Source organism: Pseudomonas sp. ACN5 (genome assembly GCF_002303975.1).
Taxonomy (GTDB): Bacteria; Pseudomonadota; Gammaproteobacteria; order Pseudomonadales; family Pseudomonadaceae; genus Aquipseudomonas; species Aquipseudomonas laurylsulfatiphila.
Genome location: NZ_MRCP01000029.1, coordinates 1 through 17,753, shown reverse-complemented (window position 1 = coordinate 17,753; position 17,753 = coordinate 1). Strand labels below are relative to the sequence as shown.

Sequence of the window (17,753 nt, the reverse complement as noted above, 5' to 3'; positions counted from 1 at the left end):
ATGCAATGCTACGGGACGGCATCAATGGCGGTGACGGACGGCCTGTTGCAGGCCGTCGTTTTGCAGCGCTGGTGGATCAGGGTTTACGCGCAATGATCACCTGGCTCTTGGCTACCACCGCATCCAGCGCCTGCTTGATCTGTGTACCCCGGGGCGACGCCAGGATCGCCTGCCAGGTGTCCGCCCAGTGATTGAGCAACGGATGGTCCGGGTTGCTGAAGTCGACCTTGGCTTCCCAGAACAGCAGCATCCACATCGACCAGTAGAATCCGTACTGGCTGTGGCTGATCACTTCCAGGCCGGCATCGCTGACCATGGCCTTGAACTGCGCTTCGCTGATGATGCGAATGTGGTTGGGCTTCTGGAAATACTCGGCCGCCGCGATGTCTTTCTGCAGGTCTTCGGAGCTGGGGTGCGGGACGCTCAGCAGATACAGCGCGCCCGGTTTACCCACTCGCACCAGTTCAGCAAGGAACTGGGCCGGATCGTCCACATGCTCGATGACCTCGGTCGACACCACCCGCGTGGCGGTCGCATCGGCAATCGGCAGCGGGTTGCAGTCGGTGACGTGGCATTCGACGTCACGGGCCGGTGTATCGCTCAGGCGCTGGCGGGTCGCTTCAACCTTGGCCGCGTCGATATCGGCGATGATGATCTTCGCCCCGCGCATCCCGCAGAAATGCACGTTGCCGCCGTCGCCACAGCCCACATCCAGCAGTGTGTCCTCGGGGGTCACCGGGAAACCGCTGAACAGTTCGCCGGTCTGCTGATTGAACCAGCCGCTGAGCATGGCGTCGTGCAGGCCGAGCATATAGGGGTCGACCTTCTCCGCCACGGGTGGCGCAGGCGCAATTTCTGGCTGCACCGGCGCGGGGGTGCCCGCCGTGAGTTTCTTCAAAAGGCTCAGCATGAGGTGGCTCCAGAGGATGAGACGGCTGTTCGGGAGGTGCCCAGGCGCTTGACCAGCGAGGCGCCGCGATTGCGCATGGGCATTTCAATGAAGCGATAGTTGAGTTCGCTCAGCAGCACGATCAGGCCGCCAGCCATCAGCAACATCAGTATCGGATGGCCAGCCGGGCTGGGTAGCCCGGCAGCCTGTAAACGGAAAATGAATTCACGTACCAGCAAGTAGGCCGGGATATGGATCAGGTAAATCCCGTAGGAACGGCTGCCGACCCACGTCATCAGGTGCTTGAACACGCCGCGCGGCCACAGGTAATCGCGGTTGTAGGAAGCGATCCAGACCAGCACGGCGCACAGCACCGCGATCACACCAATCCGGTAATGACTGAAGGTAAAGCGATCCGTTGCCATGAAGCCGAGCAGCAGCGACACCGCGATCAGTGCAGCGACACCCGCCCATGGACGACGCAGGAATGTGGGCTCCCAGCGCAGGTACGACGGTTGCGTACTCCACATCGCCAACAGCACGCCAAGGGCCAGCGCGTCGGTGCGCACCACCATCAGGATCGGCGTGCGCAAGGTGAACAACTGCACCGCAACCAGCGCCAGCAAAAGCCACACAAGGTGTTTGCGAAACAGCACGATCATCAGCGGGAACAGCAGGTAGAACTGCTCTTCCAGCGACAGGCTCCAGTACACGAAACTGGTGCCGTACTCGTAGCGATAAAAACTGTCGGCAAAGCGGAAATTGGCGTACTGCGCGACGCCGGCCAGGGTCGCCTGAAGGTTCGCGTGCAGGGTGCCGAAGGCGCCTGAGCGGTTGAGAAAAAGACACGCCAGCAACATCAGCGCCAGCCACAACCAGGCCGACGGCAGCAATCGAAAGGCCCGGCGCAACCAGAAATTGCGCGTCTGTTGCCAATACTCCTGACGCGTTGTGCAGCGGCGCATGGCCGGGATCAGGCTGCGGGCAATGACAAAGCCCGAGATCGCGAAAAACAGGTCCACGCCCCACCACGGCTGGCCGTACAGGGTGATGGTCTGCAGCAAAGGCACAGCCGCCGCGAACAGGCTGTCCTGCAGGTGGTGAAACAGCACGCCAAGCACCGCAATGCCGCGCAACAACTCGATGTCCATGATCCGTTTTTCGTTGCTCATGCGCCCTCCTGGAGATGAGGTTTTCGAGCAATGATCACCTGACTCTTGGGCATGAACCGGTCCAGCATCTGCTTGATCGCCAACCCGTCGGGCTGGGCCAGCAAGTCCTGCCAGGTTTTCGCCCAGCTCTCCATCAGCGGCGGGTACGGCGCCTGGATCCGGTCGCGAACCGCCCCCCCCAGGTCGCGCCCGGCGGCCCGTTCACTGGCCCAGAAAAAAATCATGCCCATGACCCAGAAAAACCCGGTGGCCTGGCGATGCTCGATGACCAGGCCCGCGTCCTCCACCAGCGCGGCAAACCGCTCGGGGGTGAAAATCTGCACATGATTGGGCGATTGAAAGTAGCTGGCCGGGGCGATGCCTTTCTGCAAATGCTCGCCCACCGGCGACGGTACGCTCAGCAGGTACTGCGCGCCGGGGCGGCCCATGCGCACCAGTTCGGCCATGAAGGGTTCCGGCTGGTCGATATGCTCGAGCACTTCCATGCACACGACTTTGCTCGCGCAACCATCGGCCAACGGTAGCGGCAGGCTGTTGCTGACCAAACCGAGATTCGCTTTATCCGACTGCGCTTGCACTTGCCGCGCCAGGTCGCGGACCTTGTCATGTTCACTGTCGGTGAAGATCACCGAAGCGCCCTGGCGGATCGCAAACAAGGTCGCCACGCCTTCGCCGCAACCGACATCCAGCAAGGTGTCGTCGGCGGTGATGGCAAACCCTTTGAGCAGTTCGCCGCTGTCGCCCAGAAACCAGCCGTCGAGCAGGGCATCGTACAAACCGATGTCCCTGGGCGAGACTCGTGTTTCGGGTGCGGCGACCACCACCGGCGCGGGCCGCAACTTCGCAAGCAGGCGCCGGATCATGTGCCCGACGCTTGTGCGCAGTTTGCTTTACGCCGTTGCAGCAACTGCTCGAACACGGCTTTCAGGCGCTGCTCGGCAACGGCCTGGCTGCAGAATCCCTGCAGGCTGCGCACGGCATGGGCCGACATCCGTTGATAGCGCTCGACGTTCTGTCTGGCAACGTCATGGCTGGCGGAAAAAGCCGTGCACAGCGAGTCCCAGTCCGTGACGTAGCGCAGGGTACGATAGGCTGCGCGAGGATCGTGGGGCCAGGAGGTCAGTTCGTCGGTGCTGTCGACGATAAACGCGTTGTCACGGTCGATGTAGTCGGCCATGGCGGTGTTCAGCGGCGCAATCGCCGGCTTGCCGCAGGACATGAACTCCATCAACGGCAGGCATTGCCCTTCGCCGTAGGAGCAGTTGACGACGTAGCTGGTGGCCTCGACCAGGCGCTCGTAGTCGATGTCGGCCAGATAGCCGTGGATCAACACGATGCGGCACTGGTAGGACTGGTTCTTGTAGACGTGGTGCATCATGTCGGACAGTGCGTTGGCGATGTCATGGTGCGTGAGCTTGAGCACCAGGGTCGCGTCGGGCGTATCGCGAAAGGCGGTGCAGAACGCACTGATCATGTCCTTCCAGTTCTTGCGGCCGTCGTACGGATTGAACACCGAGGTGTAGACCACGCCCTCGAGCAACAGCTCGCAGTCGCGCGGCGGTTGATCGAAGGCGATTGGCGTGCCCTCGCGCAAACGCTCGGGGCCATAGGGGCGCAAGTCCGCCGTGCGACTGTCGATCAACAGCCCGCGCAGGTTCAGGCGCGTGGGGCCCACGACCGGACGCTTGTCCAGAAGCTCGCCGCGGGCGGCAAAACGGTCCCAGACGGGGGCCGCGATGGCGCTGATCGGGTAATCGCGGCCCATCACATCGTGCACGGCATTGACGGTGAAGCTGGAGTGGGTGATCGCCGTCCCGCAGGCGCCCAACACCATCCGCCAGTCATGCCGCGGTTCGCCCTGCCAACTCTCGGTGGGAATGGTGCTGAACTCCCAGGCGAACACCGGAATCGTCGGGCACGCGTAGTGGACCGGCGTGCGATGCGGCGGGGAGAAGGACAGGAACACGCAGTCTTCGCCCCGGCTCAGGCAATCGAAATACAGCCGGTCGACCAGCTCGTCCGGGTTGCTGACCTCGATCACTTGCCCCAGCCGTTCGAGCACCGGGCGGAATTCCTTGAGGACGAAGTAATAGCTGTACTCGGGCCGCCCCAGGTTCTGCTGGATGTTGCTCTTGTTGGTTTCCGAATGAATGATGATCAGCACGATGCAGCCCCCGTTTCGGCAACCACCGGCACGACGTCACGGACCGATTCCTGTTTGAAGAACAGCGCCAGCCGCTGTTGTACCGGTGCGAAGCTGCAGTATTCGTGCATGCGTTCGCTGGCCGCGTCCGCCATGGCCTGCCAGGCGTCCGGCTGGTTTTTTGCCATGGCGTAGCTGTTCTCGTAAGCCGTTTTCAACGAGCCCCAATCCGGACGGTGGCGCAGGGTGCGATACAGGATTCGCGCGTCTTCCGGCCAGATCGTCGGTTCCTGGCTGGACTTGACGACGAAGGCCACGCGGTCGTCGATGTAGTCGCGCATCGCCGTGTGGTTCGGGGCGATCACCGGCCGCGCGCATGACATGAATTCCATCAGCGGCAGGCACAGGCCTTCGCAGCGTGAAGCGTTGACGTAGTAACTCGCCGCGCCATAGAGACGGGCGAACTGCTCGTCCTGCAGATAACCGTGCATGACCACCACGCGACAGGCGAAGGGCGAGAGTTGGGACAGCAAGGTGATGAGCTCGACGTAATAGGTCGACAGGTCGTTCTGGGTCATCTTCAACACGAGCGTGGCGTCCTCCACATCACGCAGCGCCCAGCAGAACGCGGTGATCAGGTGGTGCCAGTTCTTGCGGCCGTCATCAGGGTTGAACACGCTCACGTAGACGACGCCGTCGACCACGATTTCGACCGTTTGGCTGGTGTCGGGGAAAGCCGCTTGTGGATGCTCGTCCTGCGCGCCAGCTGCGCTGATGACGGGTTCATCCGGCACGGAGGGTGCGCTGACGACGGGTTCGATCGGCAACGGCTGAGGTCTGCGAAACCTGGCCAGCCATGGGCGAACGGCATCCGGCACCAGATCGCGAATGGCTTCGCGATACCACAGCAGCACGTAATGCCTGGTGATGAAGAGGCGTCGCCGCAGGGTCAACGGCGGCGCAGGTTGCGGTTGCGGTACGGGCTCCGGCTCAACGATTTCCACGGGTGGTTGCTCGATGATCGGCGCGATCAGGCCATCGGCGGACAACCCCATCGCGCGGCTGTCCAGGATGCAACCCTTGATCTGCAGCGTGGCACCGGCGTTCACCGACGTACCGGGGTATTGCTGGCGAATGTCGGCAAAGCGCTCCCACAATGGCGTCGGCAGCACCAGCACCGGGAAGTCGTCACCCAGGGTCCGGTGGATGGCTTCGGCGGTATGGGTGGACAAGGTGATCACCCGCCCCAGGCGTGCCAGTGTCCGGCTCCAGTCATGCCGTGGATCGTTGTCCCAGTGCTCGGCGGGAATGCTGTCGAACTCCCAGGCGACCACGCACACCATCGGACATTGCAAGTCAGTGGGGGTCTTGTGCGGTGGCGCGAACGAAATGAACAGGCAGTCCTGACCGGCCTGCTGCAACTGCCGGTACAGCGGATCGACTTCGGCGGCCGATGACACGACATGCACCGGTCCCAGGCTTTCGAACAGCGGTCGATACGCCTTGAGCACGAAGTAATAACTGTACTCGGGACGGCCGAGACTCTGGCTGATGGAGCTGTCGTTGACGTCGGAGTAAAGAATGAAATTCATGGCATCCCACGGTGACGCCGCCATCCCGGCAGCCTCACGCTATGACGGGGAGGACAGGGTTCGAGCCCGTGTTTACCGGCGCTCGCCCATCGTCTTCCTGCCCGTCTACGTTCTTGTTTTAGTGGTCAGTTTCTCGCAGTTTCGAAGCGACGCTGCCGAACCCCGGGTAATAGTGACGAGGGGCATTCTAAACACATCCATCGAGGGTTCGTGAACCGCCCGACGAGAATAAATCGGGCTACGCTGACGAGAACTGACCAGTCACGGTTGGACCTGTTGAAATTGCCGAGCAAATGGCACAGATTGGCTACCAAACAACTACAACAAACATTTCACCCGCCATTCGAGCGATCATGCCGCTCGCAAGTTTTTCCATGGAGTCTGTGGGAGATGGATGAAATGCATGACCAAGGGGTCGCTGTTTGAAAAAACGTCTGTTTGTCACGGGTCTGAGCGGATTCGTAGGACAACACATCCAATCGCGTTTGCAGGCTGATACCTCGGAATGGGAACTGCTGTCTGTTCCCGACCGCTACGATCTTGCTGCACCTTCGAGCCTCGAAGGCTTGTGGCCGCAAATGCCCGATGCAGTGATTCACCTGGCCGGCCAGACGTTCGTCCCGCAGGCCTTTCGTGATCCGGCCGGCACCCTGAATATCAATCTGCTGGGCACCCTGAACCTGCTGCAAGCCCTCAAGGCGCGCGGCTTCACCGGCACGTTTCTGTACGTCAGCTCCGGTGATGTCTATGGCCAGGTCGCTGAAGAGCATCTGCCCATCACTGAACTGCAGCCCCCCTGCCCGCGCAATCCCTATGCTGTGAGCAAACTGTCGGCAGAGTTCCTGAGTCTGCAATGGGGCCTGAGCGAAGGCTGGCCCGTACTGGTTGCCCGCCCGTTCAACCATATCGGCAGCGGGCAGAAAGACAGCTTCGTCATTGCCGGCGCCGCGCACCAGATCTGCCGGATCAAGCAAGGCCTGCAGGCACCACGACTGGAGGTCGGGGACGTCGACGTCACGCGCGACTTCCTTGATGTCGCGGACGTGGTCTCGGCCTACCTGGCCTTGCTGGAAAAAGGCACACCGGGGCAGGTCTACAACATTTGCTCGGGACGCGAGCAGAGCATTCGCAGTTTGATCGAACAATTGGCAGATCTTGCCCAGGTCGACCTGCAACTGGTCCAGGACCCTGCGCGACTTCGCCGCGCGGATCAGCGTCGGGTGTGTGGCAGCCCTGACAGACTGGCCCAGACCACCGGATGGAAGTCTGAAATCACAACACAACAATCCCTGCGGGCGATCCTGTCCGACTGGGAGAAGCGAGTACGACAAGTATGACTAAAAGTGCATTGATTACAGGTATCACCGGCCAGGATGGCGCCTATCTGGCCAAACTGCTGCTCGACAAGGGTTACAAGGTCCATGGCCTGGTTGCGCGCCGCAGCAGCGACTCGCGCTGGCGCCTGCGCGAGATGGGCGTCGAGGCGGACATCGTCTACCTGGATGGCGACATGGCCGATGCCTGTTCAGTGCAGCGTGCGGTGATCAAGTCAGCGCCGGACGAGGTCTACAACCTCGCCGCGCAAAGCTTCGTCGCGGCCTCCTGGGATCAACCGGTGACCACCGGCATCGTTGACGGCCTGGGCGTTACGCACTTGCTCGAAGCGATCCGCCAGTTCAGTCCGCACACGCGTTTCTATCAGGCGTCCACCAGCGAAATGTTCGGCCTGATCCAGGCCGAACAGCAGGACGAGAACACGCCGTTCTATCCGCGCAGCCCTTATGGCGTGGCCAAGCTGTATGGCCACTGGATTACCGTGAACTACCGCGAAAGCTTCAACCTGCACGCCAGCAGCGGGATTCTGTTCAACCATGAATCACCGCTGCGCGGCATCGAGTTCGTGACACGCAAAGTCACCGACGCCGCCGCCCGGATCAAACAGGGCAAACAGCAGGAACTGCGCCTGGGCAACATCGACGCCAAGCGCGACTGGGGCTTTGCCGGCGACTACGTCGAAGCCATGTGGCTGATGCTGCAACAGGACAAACCCGACGACTTCGTGGTGGCCACCGGCGTGACCACCACCGTGCGCGAGATGTGCCGGATCGCCTTCGATCATGTGGGCCTGAACTACCGCGACTACGTGAAGATCGACCCGGCGTTCTTCCGCCCGGCCGAAGTCGAAGTGCTGCTCGGCAACCCGGCCAAGGCCCAGCGTGTGCTGGGCTGGAAACCAAAAACCGACCTGGATGCCTTGATCCGCATGATGATGGATGCGGACATGAAACGCGTTGCCAAGGAGTAGGCCATGCTGATTCCCGTGATTCTCTCCGGCGGTGCCGGGACAAGGTTGTGGCCGGTGTCGCGTGAAGGCCATCCCAAGCCGTTCATGGCCTTGCCTGACGGCCAGTCGCTGCTGGGCAAGACCTATCGGCGTGCCGCAGAGTTGCTCGACGGCTGGGGCGATATCGTCACGGTGACCAACCGCGAGTACTACTTCCAGAGCAAGGATCACTTTCGGGACGCGCACCTTGGCCGTCATCGCGGGCACTTCCTGCTGGAACCGGCGGGGCGCAATACGGCGCCGGCGATTGCCGCCGCCGCCCTCTCCCTCCAGGCCCTGCATGGCGACGACGCGATCATGCTGGTCATGCCGGCCGACCATCTGATCGTCAATGTTGACGCGTTGAAGGACGCAGTCGAGCATGCCGTGACGCTGGCCAGGCGCGGTCACCTGGTGACCTTCGGTGTGGTGCCCAGCGCTCCGGAAACCGGTTTTGGCTACATTGAGGCCGGCACTTCACTGGACGACAAAGGCGCTGCCAGCGTGCGGCGCTTTGTCGAAAAGCCCGACCTGCAAACCGCGACGCATTACGTGGAAAGCGGCAACTTCCTGTGGAACTCCGGGATGTTCTGTTTCTCGGTCGCCACCCTGCTGGCCGAACTGCAAACCCACGCTCCCGATTTGCTGGAGCAGACGCAAACCTGCATGGCCGCCAGCGCGGCGGTGGAAAACGCCGGGAGCGTGCAACAGGAACTGTCACCGGCGCTGTTTGGCGAAATCATGGACATTTCCATCGACTACGCGTTGATGGAGCGCTCCGACAAAGTGGTCGTCGTGCCCGCCCGTTTCGACTGGAGCGACATCGGCTCCTGGGGCGCGGTGGCCGCGCTGGTACCGGCGGATGAGCAGAACAACCGTGCCGTCGGCGAGGCGATTTTCATCGACAGCCACAACAACTTTGTCCAGAGCGACAACCGTCTGGTAGCGACCGTGGGCGTGGATGACCTGATCATCGTCGACACCGCCGACGCGGTGCTGGTGGCCCACGCCGACCGCGCCCAGGATGTGCGCCGGGTGGCCAGGCAACTCAAGGACAAAGAGCACGAGGCCTACCGCCTGCATCGTACGGTCAGCCGGCCATGGGGTACCTACACCGTGCTCGAGGAAGGGCCGCGCTTCAAGATCAAACGTATCGTGGTCAAGCCCGGCGCCAAGCTGTCATTGCAGATGCACCACCATCGCAATGAACACTGGGTGGTGGTCGAAGGCATGGCCAAGGTCACCAACAACGGCACCGGCACGCACCTGGTGGCCAAGAACGAATCGACCTTCATTGCCGCCGGTCACAAGCATCGCCTGGAGAATCCCGGTGTGATCGACCTTGTGATCATCGAAGTGCAAAGCGGCGAATACCTGGGAGAGGACGATATCGTCCGCTTCGAAGACCAATATGGGCGGACGGTTTGAATGCTGCGTAATCTTTACCAATCCCTGTGGAGTTACCGGGGTTTCATCCTCGGCAGCGTCAAGCGGGAGTTTCAGGCGCGTTATCGCAACTCGCTGTTCGGTGCCTTGTGGACCGTGCTCAATCCGCTGTCGATGATCCTGGTCTACACGGTGATCTTTTCCACCATCATGCGCGCCCGCTTGCCGGGCGTGGATGACGGGTTGGCCTACAGTGTCTACCTGTGCGCCGGCCTGCTCACCTGGGGCCTGTTCGCCGAGATCACCACGCGCAGCCAGAGCATGTTCCTGGAAAACGCCAACCTGCTGAAGAAAATCAGCTTCCCGCGCATCTGCCTGCCGGTCATCGTGCTGCTCAATGCCGGAATCAATTTCGCGATCATCCTGGGCTTGTTCCTCGGCTTCCTGCTGATCAGCGGGCGGCTGCCCGGCATGGCGTTACTGGCGCTGGTGCCGTTGCTGATCCTGCAAGTGATGTTCGCCGCGGGGCTGGGGATGATCCTGGGTGTGCTCAACGTGTTCTTTCGCGACGTCGGGCAGTTTTTCGGCATCTGTCTGCAATTCTGGTTCTGGCTGACGCCGATCGTTTATCCGCTGTCGATCCTGCCGTCGGGTATCCAGAGCTTCATCGAACTGAACCCGATGACGGCACTGATGAACAGCTACCAGAACCTGTTTCTCTACAACCAATGGCCGAACTGGAGCTCGCTGGTGCCCTTGCTGGTGATCGGCCTGTTGTTCTGCGCAATGGCGCTGCGGCTGTTCCGCCAGCGTGTCGGTGAAATGGTGGACGAGCTCTGATGGGACATATACGTGTCAGTGGCCTGGGCAAGGCCTACAAGCAGTACCCCAATCGCTGGAGCCGGCTGTTCGAATGGCTGGTGCCGTTTTCCCGCAACCGGCATCACCTGCACTGGGTGCTGCAAGGGGTCGATTTCGAGATTCAGCCGGGGGAAGCCGTGGGCATCGTCGGGGTCAACGGTGCCGGTAAAAGCACGCTGTTGAAGATGATCACCGGCACCACCCAGCCCACCTGCGGCGACATCCAGTTGCAAGGCCGCGTGGCTGCGCTGCTTGAACTGGGCATGGGTTTCCACCCGGACTTCACCGGCCGGCAGAACACCTTCATGGCCGGCCAGTTACTTGGCATGCAGGTGGAAGAAATCGAAGCGCTGATGCCGGAAATCGAGAGCTTCGCCGAAATCGGCGAGGCCATCGACCATCCGGTGCGCACCTATTCCAGCGGCATGCAGATGCGTCTGGCGTTCAGCGTGGCCACCGCGCGGCGGCCGGATATCCTGATCGTCGACGAAGCGCTGTCTGTGGGCGACGCCTACTTCCAGCACAAAAGCTTCGATCGCATCCGCAACTTCCGCAAGGCCGGCACCACGTTGCTGATCGTGTCCCATGACCGCTCCGCGATCCAGTCGATCTGCGACACCGCCATCCTCCTGGAAAACGGGCGCATGGCCATGCGCGGCAAGCCCGAAGAAGTGATGGACTACTACAACGCCATGCTCGCCCAGCGCGAGGGCCAGACGGTGCGCCAGGAGATGCTCGCCAACGGGCAGGTGCAAACCATTTCCGGGACAGGCGAAGCGGGCATTCTCAGCGTCCGCCTGCTTGACCCCAAGGGTCGATCGGTGGAAGTGGCAGAAGTCGGTCAGGCGATGGTCCTCGAAGTGCAGGTCGAGGTGCGCCAGGACATCGAGCGGCTGATTCTCGGCTTCATGATCAAGGATCGCCTCGGCCAGCCCATGTATGGCATCAACACCCACCGGGTCGACAAAGCCCTCACCGACCTGAGTGCCGGCGAACGCATCACCTACCGTTTTGCCTTCGACATGCGCCTGGGCAAGGGCAACTATTCGGTGGCCCTGAGCCTGTCGCGCCTGGACTCGCACCTGGATCGCAATTTCGAATGGCGTGACTACGGGCTGGTCTTCCACGTGATCAACAATCGCCAGGAAGACTTTGTCGGTTGCTCCTGGCTCGAAGCGCAGACCAGTGTTACCCGCTCCAGCGAAAACCAGGTGGAAACCGTTGGGGTGACGCAATGACCCGACTGCTGGTGGAATGTACCTACGTTTTCGAACACCCCGATGCCAACTCGGGCATTCAGCGGGTCGTGCGCAATGTGATTCAGCAATTGCCAGCCGCGGATGCCCAGCGTGAATGCATTCCGGTGGTGATGATCAATGGCGCGTTGTTCGAGGTGAAAAGCCTGGCGCCCCTGCCGACCGTCAAAGTGGATCTGGTAAGCCTGCGGGTGAAGCTCGAACAGTTCGCCAATCAGTTCTGGCTGCGCCACCGCGCGCTGGAACGACGCCGCCCTTTCAGCCAATCGAAGTTCGCCCGCCGGGTGCTTTATGTCGGTTGCCGCCTCACCGCATTCGCCTGCCTGAGCCTGCCGATGCGCCTGCTGGACCGGGTACTCAAGGGCAAGCCGGTTCCCGAGCGCTGCGTGCCATTGCAACATCGCGCAGGCGACCAGTTGGTGCTGCTGGACTCGTCCTGGCACGCCAACTTTTTCCCCCTGGCCGAGCAACTCAAGCGTGACGGGGTCGGCATCGTGTCGGTGATCTACGACCTGATTCCCCTGACCCACCCGCAATTCTGCGACGCCGGGCTGGTGAAGGTGTTCAACGAATGGTTCGACTGGATCGCCCGCACCGCCGATGGCTATGTGGCAATCTCGACCACCATCCGCGACCAGGTGCGCCAGGAGATGAGCCGCAGGATCGGCACCGCGCAGGTCCAGCAACGCTGGTTCGACTACTTTCACCTCGGCTCCGAACTCGACCTGAGCGACGCCCGCTCCGCCGTCGACCCGGGGTTGCTGCAGATGTTCAAGTCGGCGGACCCTGTATTCCTGATGGTCAGCACCATCGAGCCGCGCAAGAACCATGCGTATCTGCTCGACGCGTTCGAGCGCGCCTGGGCGGCCGGGTCCAGGGCCCGGTTGTGCATCGTCGGCAAGATCGGCTGGAAGTGCGAGGCGCTGATCGAGCGTATCCGCCAGCATCCAGCGTTGAACCAGCGCCTGTTCATGTTCAATACGCTCTCGGACAAGAGCCTGGAACACGCCTATTCCCACGCGACCTCGCTGGTGTTCCCGTCCTACGTCGAAGGGTTCGGGTTGCCGCTGGTGGAAGCCATGCAGCGTGGCCTGCCGGCAATGGCCAGCGACATCCCGGTGTTTCGCGAAATCGGTGGCGAGTACATGGCGTACTTCGACCTCGACGATCCGCAGAACCTGGCCGATCTGGTCATCGACATGGAAACGAGCGGCGCATTTCCCGCGCCCCTCAACCTGGAAAACTGGCGCTGGCTGAGCTGGCGCGAGGCGAGTGCGCAACTGGTCGATCGCATCCAGCGCAACCTGCACAGCGATGCGAAGGTGCCTGAGAGTCAGCATGCGAATTGCCCTTAACGCCCGCATCCTCCAGGCCCCGCGCACGGGCATCGGCCACTACGTCGCCGAACTGGCGACGGCCCTGGCCCGCGAACCGGACGTCGAGTTGACGTTGTTCCATGGCTGGGGCTGGAGTTCGGTCCTGCCCGAGGCGGCGATGCCCGGTTACTCGCGCTTGACGCCATTGCTGCGACAGATCCCGGGGGCCTATCAGGCGCGGCGCTGGCTGGAACAGAAGCGCTTCGACCAGCGCCCCGCCCAGTCCATCGATCTGTATCACGAGCCGAGCCTGTGGCCGCTGTCGTTCAACGGCCCGACCATCATCACGCTGCATGACCTCACCCACCTGCACTATCCCGACACCCAACCTCCGGCCCGTCTGCGCGAAATCGAGCGACGACTGGCCGACGGCGTACAACGGGCGCGGCTGATTCTGACAGACTCGCAGCACATCGCCGATGAAGCGCAGGCCTGGTTCGCACTGCCGGCCGAGCGCTTCGTGGTGGCACCGCTGGGTGTGGCCGCGCGATTCCACCCGCGTGAACCCGAGGCCATCGATCGCGTCCTCAAAACCCACGGCGTCGAGACGCGGGAGTATTTTCTCTGCGTCGGCACCCTGGAGCCGCGCAAGAACCTGACCCAGGCCCTGCGCGCCCATGCGCTACTGCCGGAAACCGTGCGCCAGCGTTTTCCCTTGCTGATCGCCGGTATGGCCGGCTGGCAGCGTCAGCAGTTCAATGACGAGTTGCGTACGGCCCTCGCCTCAGGTCATGTGTGCCTGCTGGGGTACCTGCCCGACGAGGATCTGGCGCAGTTGCTGGCCGGTGCCCGGGCGCTGGTCTTCCCTTCGTTGTACGAGGGCTTCGGTCTGCCGGTGCTGGAAGCCATGGCCAGTGGCACCCCGGTGATTCTGACGGGTATCTCGGCGATGCCGGAGGTGGCTGGCGATGCCGGCAACTACATCGAGGCGCACGACCCGGACACCTTGCGCGATGCCATGCGGCGGCTGATCGACGACCCGGCACACTGGCAGGCCTGTCGCGAGGCGGGCTTGCAGCGAGCGAAGCTTTTTTCCTGGGAGCGTTGCGCGACGGTGACCGCCCGCGCCTACCGCCAGGCTATGGAGAACTGATATGCGCGTTCTGCACTTTTACAAAACCTACTTGCCCGACTCCATGGGTGGCATCGAACAAGTCATTTTCCAGATGAGCGAAAGTGGCGCGCGCCATGGTGTCGACAGCACGGTGCTGACCCTGAGCAATGACCCGGCGCCGGGCGTGTTGCAGATCCGCGAGCACCAGGTGCATCAGGCCAGGATGGACTTTCAGCTCGCCTCCACCGGTTTTTCCTACAGCGTATTCAAGCAGTTTCGTGAGCTCGCCGCCGAAGCCGACGTGGTCAACTACCACTTCCCCTGGCCCTTCATGGACCTGGTACATTTTGTCAGCGCCACCAAAAAACCCAGCGTGGTGAGTTACCACTCCGACATCATTCGCCAGCGTCATCTGCTCAAACTGTACCGTCCGTTGATGCGCCGGTTCCTGGACAGTGCGGATCGAATCGCCGTGGCGTCCCCCAACTACTTTCACACCAGCGACGTGCTCAAGGGCTATCGGGACAAGACCCGGGTCATCACCTATGGCCTGGACAAATCGGGTTATCCGAAGCACGACGCGGCACGTACCGAGCGCTGGCGCCAGAAACTGGGGGACAAGTTCTTCCTGTTCGTCGGTGTCATGCGCTACTACAAGGGGCTGCACATCCTGCTCGAAGCGATGCAGGGGCTGAACTACCCCGTGGTGATCGTCGGCGCCGGCCCGCTGGAAGAGGAGTTGCATGCCCAGGCCAGGGCACTGGGCCTGCAGAACCTGCACTTTCTCGGTTTCCTCGGAGATGAAGACAAGGTTGCCTTGCTCGAGTTGAGTTATGCGGTGGTATTTCCGTCGCACCTGCGCTCCGAAGCATTCGGCATTTCACTGCTTGAAGGCGCGATGTATGGCAAACCGATGATCTCCAGTGAGATTGGCACGGGCACCAGTTACATCAACATCCATAACGAAACCGGGCTGGTGGTGCCGCCCAGTGATCCACTGGCGTTTCGTGAGGCGATGCGCACGCTTTGGGAAAACCCGGTGCTGGCGGCACAAATGGGCGAGAAGGCGCTGGCCCGCTATCAGAATCTGTTTACGGCGGACGAAATGGGTCGCAAATGGGCGGCGTTGTATGAGGAACTGCTGGAAGAAAAAAACCTCGCCTACGCATGAGGCTTTTTTGCAGGATCCGACTTGCCTTGGCTGCGGCCGGGGAAATCTACGGGCAAATGTCCCAGGTCAGCAGCGTGCTGGAACAACCGGCCGATGAAGTAATTGGCAAAGTGCGGTTGCTGATCATCAGCCGGATTTTCTCCGAGCGCTTTGATGACTTCCTCGCCGATTGGTCATCGCCGGCTTCGGTACCGGCTGTTTGCCCGAGCACGTGGTGGCGGCGGACGTCGACGCCGGATAGCTCTGGCGCCTGCCGCCCCACGAAGGGCTTGCCGATGTCGAGATTCATTAGCTGTGGAACCGCGAACAGAAGATGAGCCCTGACGGTTCAGACGTGAGGATCGCCCGGCGCCTTGCCCGGTGCCGCGTACTGCGGCTTCAGGTGCCCGTCCTGATCGAGTAGCCAGGCGTCCATGATCTGCCGTACAACCGGTCCGGCGACGCGGCCACCCGCCTCACCGTTTTCGATCATCACCGAAATCACGATCTTCGGGTGCTCGGCCGGGGCGAAACCGACGAACAAGGCATTGTCGCGGTTACGCTCACGGGTTTTCTCCCGGTTGTAGCGTTCGCCCTGCTTGATCGCCACCACTTGCGCGGTACCACTCTTGCCAGCAATACGGTACTGCGCGCCCGCGGCTGCGGCCCGGGCAATCCCGCGGGCATCGTGCATCACCATCTGCATGCCATGGTTGACCTGCTCCCAGTCGCGTGGATCCTTGAGCAGGATGTCCGGCATCGGATGCTCATCCACCGGCGCGATGCCGTCCACGGTTTTGGCCAGGTGCGGGCGATTCCACACGCCTTTGTTGGCAATCAGCGCCGTGGCCTGGGCCAATTGCAGCGGCGTGACCTGCATATAGCCTTGGCCGATTCCGAGAATCACCGTCTCACCCGGAAACCAGGCCTGCCGACGCGTGGTGCGCTTCCATGCCTGGGATGGCATCAGGCCGGGGGATTCTTCGTTCATGTCCAGGGAGACTTTCTCACCCAGTCCGAACATTGCCATGTAGTCGTGCAGGCGATCGATCCCCAGCTTGTGTGCGAGGTCATAGAAATAGGTGTCGTTGGAACGCATGATCGCTGCATCCATATCCACCCAGCCGTCGCCGCTGTGGTTCCAGTTGCGGTACTTGTGATCGAAATCCGGCAGTTGGTAATAACCGGGGTCGAACACACGGGTCTGTGGCGTGACGACCCCCGTGTCGAGGCCGGCGATTGCCACTTCCGGCTTGATGGTCGAACCCGGCGCGTACAGGCCGCGCAGCACACGGTTGAACAGCGGCCGGTCGACGGAGTCGCGTAGCGCAGAGTACTCCCTGGAACTGATGCCGGTGACGAACAGATTAGGATCGAAACTCGGGTTGCTGACCATGGCCAGCACTTCACCGGTCGACGGATCGAGCGCAACCACCGAGCCGCGACGATCACCCAGAGCTTGTTCGGCGGCTTCCTGCAGCTTGACGTCGAGGCTCAGGACAATGTTTTCACCCGGCACCGGATCCGTGTGCTTGAGCACTCGCAGCACGCGGCCCTGGGCATTGGTTTCGACTTCCTCATAGCCCACATGGCCGTGCAGTTGCGACTCGTAGAATTTTTCGATCCCGGTCTTGCCAATGGATTGGGTGCCTCGGTACTCGACCGTATCCAGGGCCTTTGACTCTTTCTCGTTGATGCGTCCGACGTAGCCGACCGAATGCGCGAAGTGCGCGCCCAACGGATAGTGCCGAACGAACTGCGGCTCGACATCGATGCCCGGCAAGCGGAACTCGTTGACGGCGAGTACGGCGATCTGTTCTTCGCTCAGTTCATAGAACAGCGTCACCGGTACGAAGGGGTGACGTGCCTGCTTCATCACCTTGTCGAATTGCGAGCGGTCTTCAGCGGACAAGTGCAGGAGATTGACGACCTCGTCCAGCTCTTCGTTGACATTGGAAGCACGTTCGCGGGTGATGGTCAGGTTGAAGCTGGGGCGGTTGTCCGCAAGGAGTACGCCGTTGCGGTCATAGATCAATCCACGGGTAGGCGTAATCGGCAGGACATGTACGCGATTGTTTTCGGAGATGGTCGAGTGATAGTCGAACTCGACGACCTGCAGGACATACAGGCGTACCACCAGAGCACAGGTTATGGCGGCAACGAACAAGGCGCAGGCCATGAGTCTCTTGTTGACCAGGCGTGTTTCTTTTTCGTGGTCCTTGATCGGTATCGGTTCAGGCACTTGTGCAGCAACTCTTTGAAAAGAATGCCGATCCGTGGGCGCAGACTCAGTCCATTAAAAATGAGCTGCACCTTAGCAAAACCGGGGGGTCAGGTTTATGTGATTTTTTTTACAATTGACTTTGAATGGGGTGCTCGTGTTTTTTCGCGCGCAAAAACAAAACCCCAACTGCTTTCGCAATTGGGGTTTCGGAATTTAATCTTGACGATGACCTACTCTCACATGGGGAAACCCCACACTACCATCGGCGATGCATCGTTTCACTGCTGAGTTCGGGATGGGATCAGGTGGTTCCAATGCTCTATGGTC

General features: G+C 61.4%; 14 protein-coding genes, 1 rRNA gene and 1 pseudogene. 9 read left to right on the top strand and 7 right to left on the bottom strand.

What is annotated here, in order from left to right; translation table 11 throughout:
• Window positions 1–76 precede the first annotated feature (76 nt).
• Genes BSF40_RS30925 through BSF40_RS30905 form a run of 5 tightly spaced genes read right to left on the bottom strand, consistent with a single transcriptional unit; the run spans window position 77 to window position 5,796 of the window.
• Window positions 77–910 (bottom strand): class I SAM-dependent methyltransferase, encoded by an 834-nt coding sequence (locus tag BSF40_RS30925; RefSeq protein ID WP_015094132.1) that lies wholly within the window; start codon window positions 908–910, stop codon window positions 77–79.
• Complete coding sequence (locus tag BSF40_RS30920; protein ID WP_095968221.1) at window positions 904–2,061, bottom strand: acyltransferase; 1,158 nt, start codon at window positions 2,059–2,061, stop codon at window positions 904–906. The genes BSF40_RS30925 and BSF40_RS30920 overlap by 7 nt, the downstream gene beginning before the upstream one ends.
• The gene (locus BSF40_RS30915; protein WP_095968220.1) at window positions 2,058–2,924 is read right to left on the bottom strand and encodes a class I SAM-dependent methyltransferase; all 867 of its coding nucleotides are present in this window, start codon (window positions 2,922–2,924) and stop codon (window positions 2,058–2,060) included. The genes BSF40_RS30920 and BSF40_RS30915 overlap by 4 nt, the downstream gene beginning before the upstream one ends.
• On the bottom strand, window positions 2,921–4,225 hold the full coding sequence (locus BSF40_RS30910) for a glycosyltransferase (RefSeq protein ID WP_095968219.1): 1,305 nt from the start codon (window positions 4,223–4,225) through the stop codon (window positions 2,921–2,923). Before BSF40_RS30910 ends, BSF40_RS30915 begins: the two co-directional genes overlap by 4 nt.
• Window positions 4,219–5,796 carry a glycosyltransferase gene (locus BSF40_RS30905; RefSeq protein ID WP_095968218.1) on the bottom strand — a complete coding sequence of 526 codons (1,578 nt, stop codon included), beginning with the start codon at window positions 5,794–5,796 and terminating at the stop codon, window positions 4,219–4,221. The genes BSF40_RS30910 and BSF40_RS30905 overlap by 7 nt, the downstream gene beginning before the upstream one ends.
• A 422-nt stretch (window positions 5,797–6,218) precedes the next feature.
• Between BSF40_RS30905 and BSF40_RS30895 the strand changes: the two genes are divergently transcribed.
• The 9 genes and pseudogenes from BSF40_RS30895 to BSF40_RS30855 all read left to right on the top strand — a co-directional run.
• Complete coding sequence (locus BSF40_RS30895; protein ID WP_095968217.1) at window positions 6,219–7,133, top strand: GDP-mannose 4,6-dehydratase; 915 nt, start codon at window positions 6,219–6,221, stop codon at window positions 7,131–7,133.
• Window positions 7,130–8,101, top strand: coding sequence for a GDP-mannose 4,6-dehydratase (gmd, locus tag BSF40_RS30890; protein WP_015094126.1), 972 nt, complete (start codon window positions 7,130–7,132; stop codon window positions 8,099–8,101). The genes BSF40_RS30895 and gmd overlap by 4 nt, the downstream gene beginning before the upstream one ends.
• Before the next feature lie 3 nt (window positions 8,102–8,104).
• Window positions 8,105–9,547, top strand: coding sequence for a mannose-1-phosphate guanylyltransferase/mannose-6-phosphate isomerase (locus BSF40_RS30885; RefSeq protein ID WP_095968216.1), 1,443 nt, complete (start codon window positions 8,105–8,107; stop codon window positions 9,545–9,547).
• Window positions 9,548–10,345: an ABC transporter permease gene (locus BSF40_RS30880; RefSeq protein WP_095968215.1), complete on the top strand. Its 798-nt coding sequence runs from the start codon at window positions 9,548–9,550 to the stop codon at window positions 10,343–10,345.
• Window positions 10,345–11,604: an ABC transporter ATP-binding protein gene (locus BSF40_RS30875; RefSeq protein ID WP_095968214.1), complete on the top strand. Its 1,260-nt coding sequence runs from the start codon at window positions 10,345–10,347 to the stop codon at window positions 11,602–11,604. Before BSF40_RS30880 ends, BSF40_RS30875 begins: the two co-directional genes overlap by 1 nt.
• Entirely contained in the window at window positions 11,601–12,977 is a 1,377-nt protein-coding gene (locus tag BSF40_RS30870) for a glycosyltransferase family 1 protein (RefSeq protein ID WP_095968213.1), read from the top strand. The genes BSF40_RS30875 and BSF40_RS30870 overlap by 4 nt, the downstream gene beginning before the upstream one ends.
• Window positions 12,961–14,091: a glycosyltransferase family 1 protein gene (locus BSF40_RS30865; RefSeq protein WP_095968212.1), complete on the top strand. Its 1,131-nt coding sequence runs from the start codon at window positions 12,961–12,963 to the stop codon at window positions 14,089–14,091. The genes BSF40_RS30870 and BSF40_RS30865 overlap by 17 nt, the downstream gene beginning before the upstream one ends.
• 1 nt (window position 14,092) lies before the next feature.
• Window positions 14,093–15,223, top strand: a complete 1,131-nt coding sequence (locus tag BSF40_RS30860; protein ID WP_095968211.1) for a glycosyltransferase family 4 protein — start codon at window positions 14,093–14,095, stop codon at window positions 15,221–15,223.
• 35 nt (window positions 15,224–15,258) lie between these two features.
• Window positions 15,259–15,512 (top strand): annotated as a pseudogene (locus tag BSF40_RS30855) (hypothetical protein); the annotation flags it as partial.
• A 39-nt stretch (window positions 15,513–15,551) separates the two neighbouring features.
• On the opposite strand, the gene mrdA reads toward BSF40_RS30855, so the two are convergent.
• A complete protein-coding gene (gene mrdA, locus BSF40_RS30850; RefSeq protein ID WP_095968210.1) occupies window positions 15,552–17,444 on the bottom strand; it encodes a penicillin-binding protein 2 in 1,893 nt (630 codons plus the stop codon).
• Between the two features lie 199 nt (window positions 17,445–17,643).
• A 5S ribosomal RNA gene (rrf, locus tag BSF40_RS30845) occupies window positions 17,644–17,753 on the bottom strand; the annotation flags it as partial.

What these genes read in the sequence shown, in the direction of transcription:
- BSF40_RS30870 (WP_095968213.1), top strand. Translation starts at nt 11,601, where the DNA reads ATGACCCGACTGCTGGTGGAATGTACCTACGTTTTCGAACACCCCGAT.
- BSF40_RS30880 (WP_095968215.1), top strand. Translation starts at nt 9,548, where the DNA reads ATGCTGCGTAATCTTTACCAATCCCTGTGGAGTTACCGGGGTTTCATC.
- BSF40_RS30915 (WP_095968220.1), bottom strand. Translation starts at nt 2,924, where the DNA reads ATGATCCGGCGCCTGCTTGCGAAGTTGCGGCCCGCGCCGGTGGTGGTC.
- BSF40_RS30885 (WP_095968216.1), top strand. Translation starts at nt 8,105, where the DNA reads ATGCTGATTCCCGTGATTCTCTCCGGCGGTGCCGGGACAAGGTTGTGG.
- BSF40_RS30865 (WP_095968212.1), top strand. Translation starts at nt 12,961, where the DNA reads ATGCGAATTGCCCTTAACGCCCGCATCCTCCAGGCCCCGCGCACGGGC.
- BSF40_RS30875 (WP_095968214.1), top strand. Translation starts at nt 10,345, where the DNA reads ATGGGACATATACGTGTCAGTGGCCTGGGCAAGGCCTACAAGCAGTAC.
- BSF40_RS30920 (WP_095968221.1), bottom strand. Translation starts at nt 2,061, where the DNA reads ATGAGCAACGAAAAACGGATCATGGACATCGAGTTGTTGCGCGGCATT.
- BSF40_RS30860 (WP_095968211.1), top strand. Translation starts at nt 14,093, where the DNA reads ATGCGCGTTCTGCACTTTTACAAAACCTACTTGCCCGACTCCATGGGT.
- BSF40_RS30905 (WP_095968218.1), bottom strand. Translation starts at nt 5,796, where the DNA reads ATGAATTTCATTCTTTACTCCGACGTCAACGACAGCTCCATCAGCCAG.
- BSF40_RS30925 (WP_015094132.1), bottom strand. Translation starts at nt 910, where the DNA reads ATGCTGAGCCTTTTGAAGAAACTCACGGCGGGCACCCCCGCGCCGGTG.
- gmd (WP_015094126.1), top strand. Translation starts at nt 7,130, where the DNA reads ATGACTAAAAGTGCATTGATTACAGGTATCACCGGCCAGGATGGCGCC.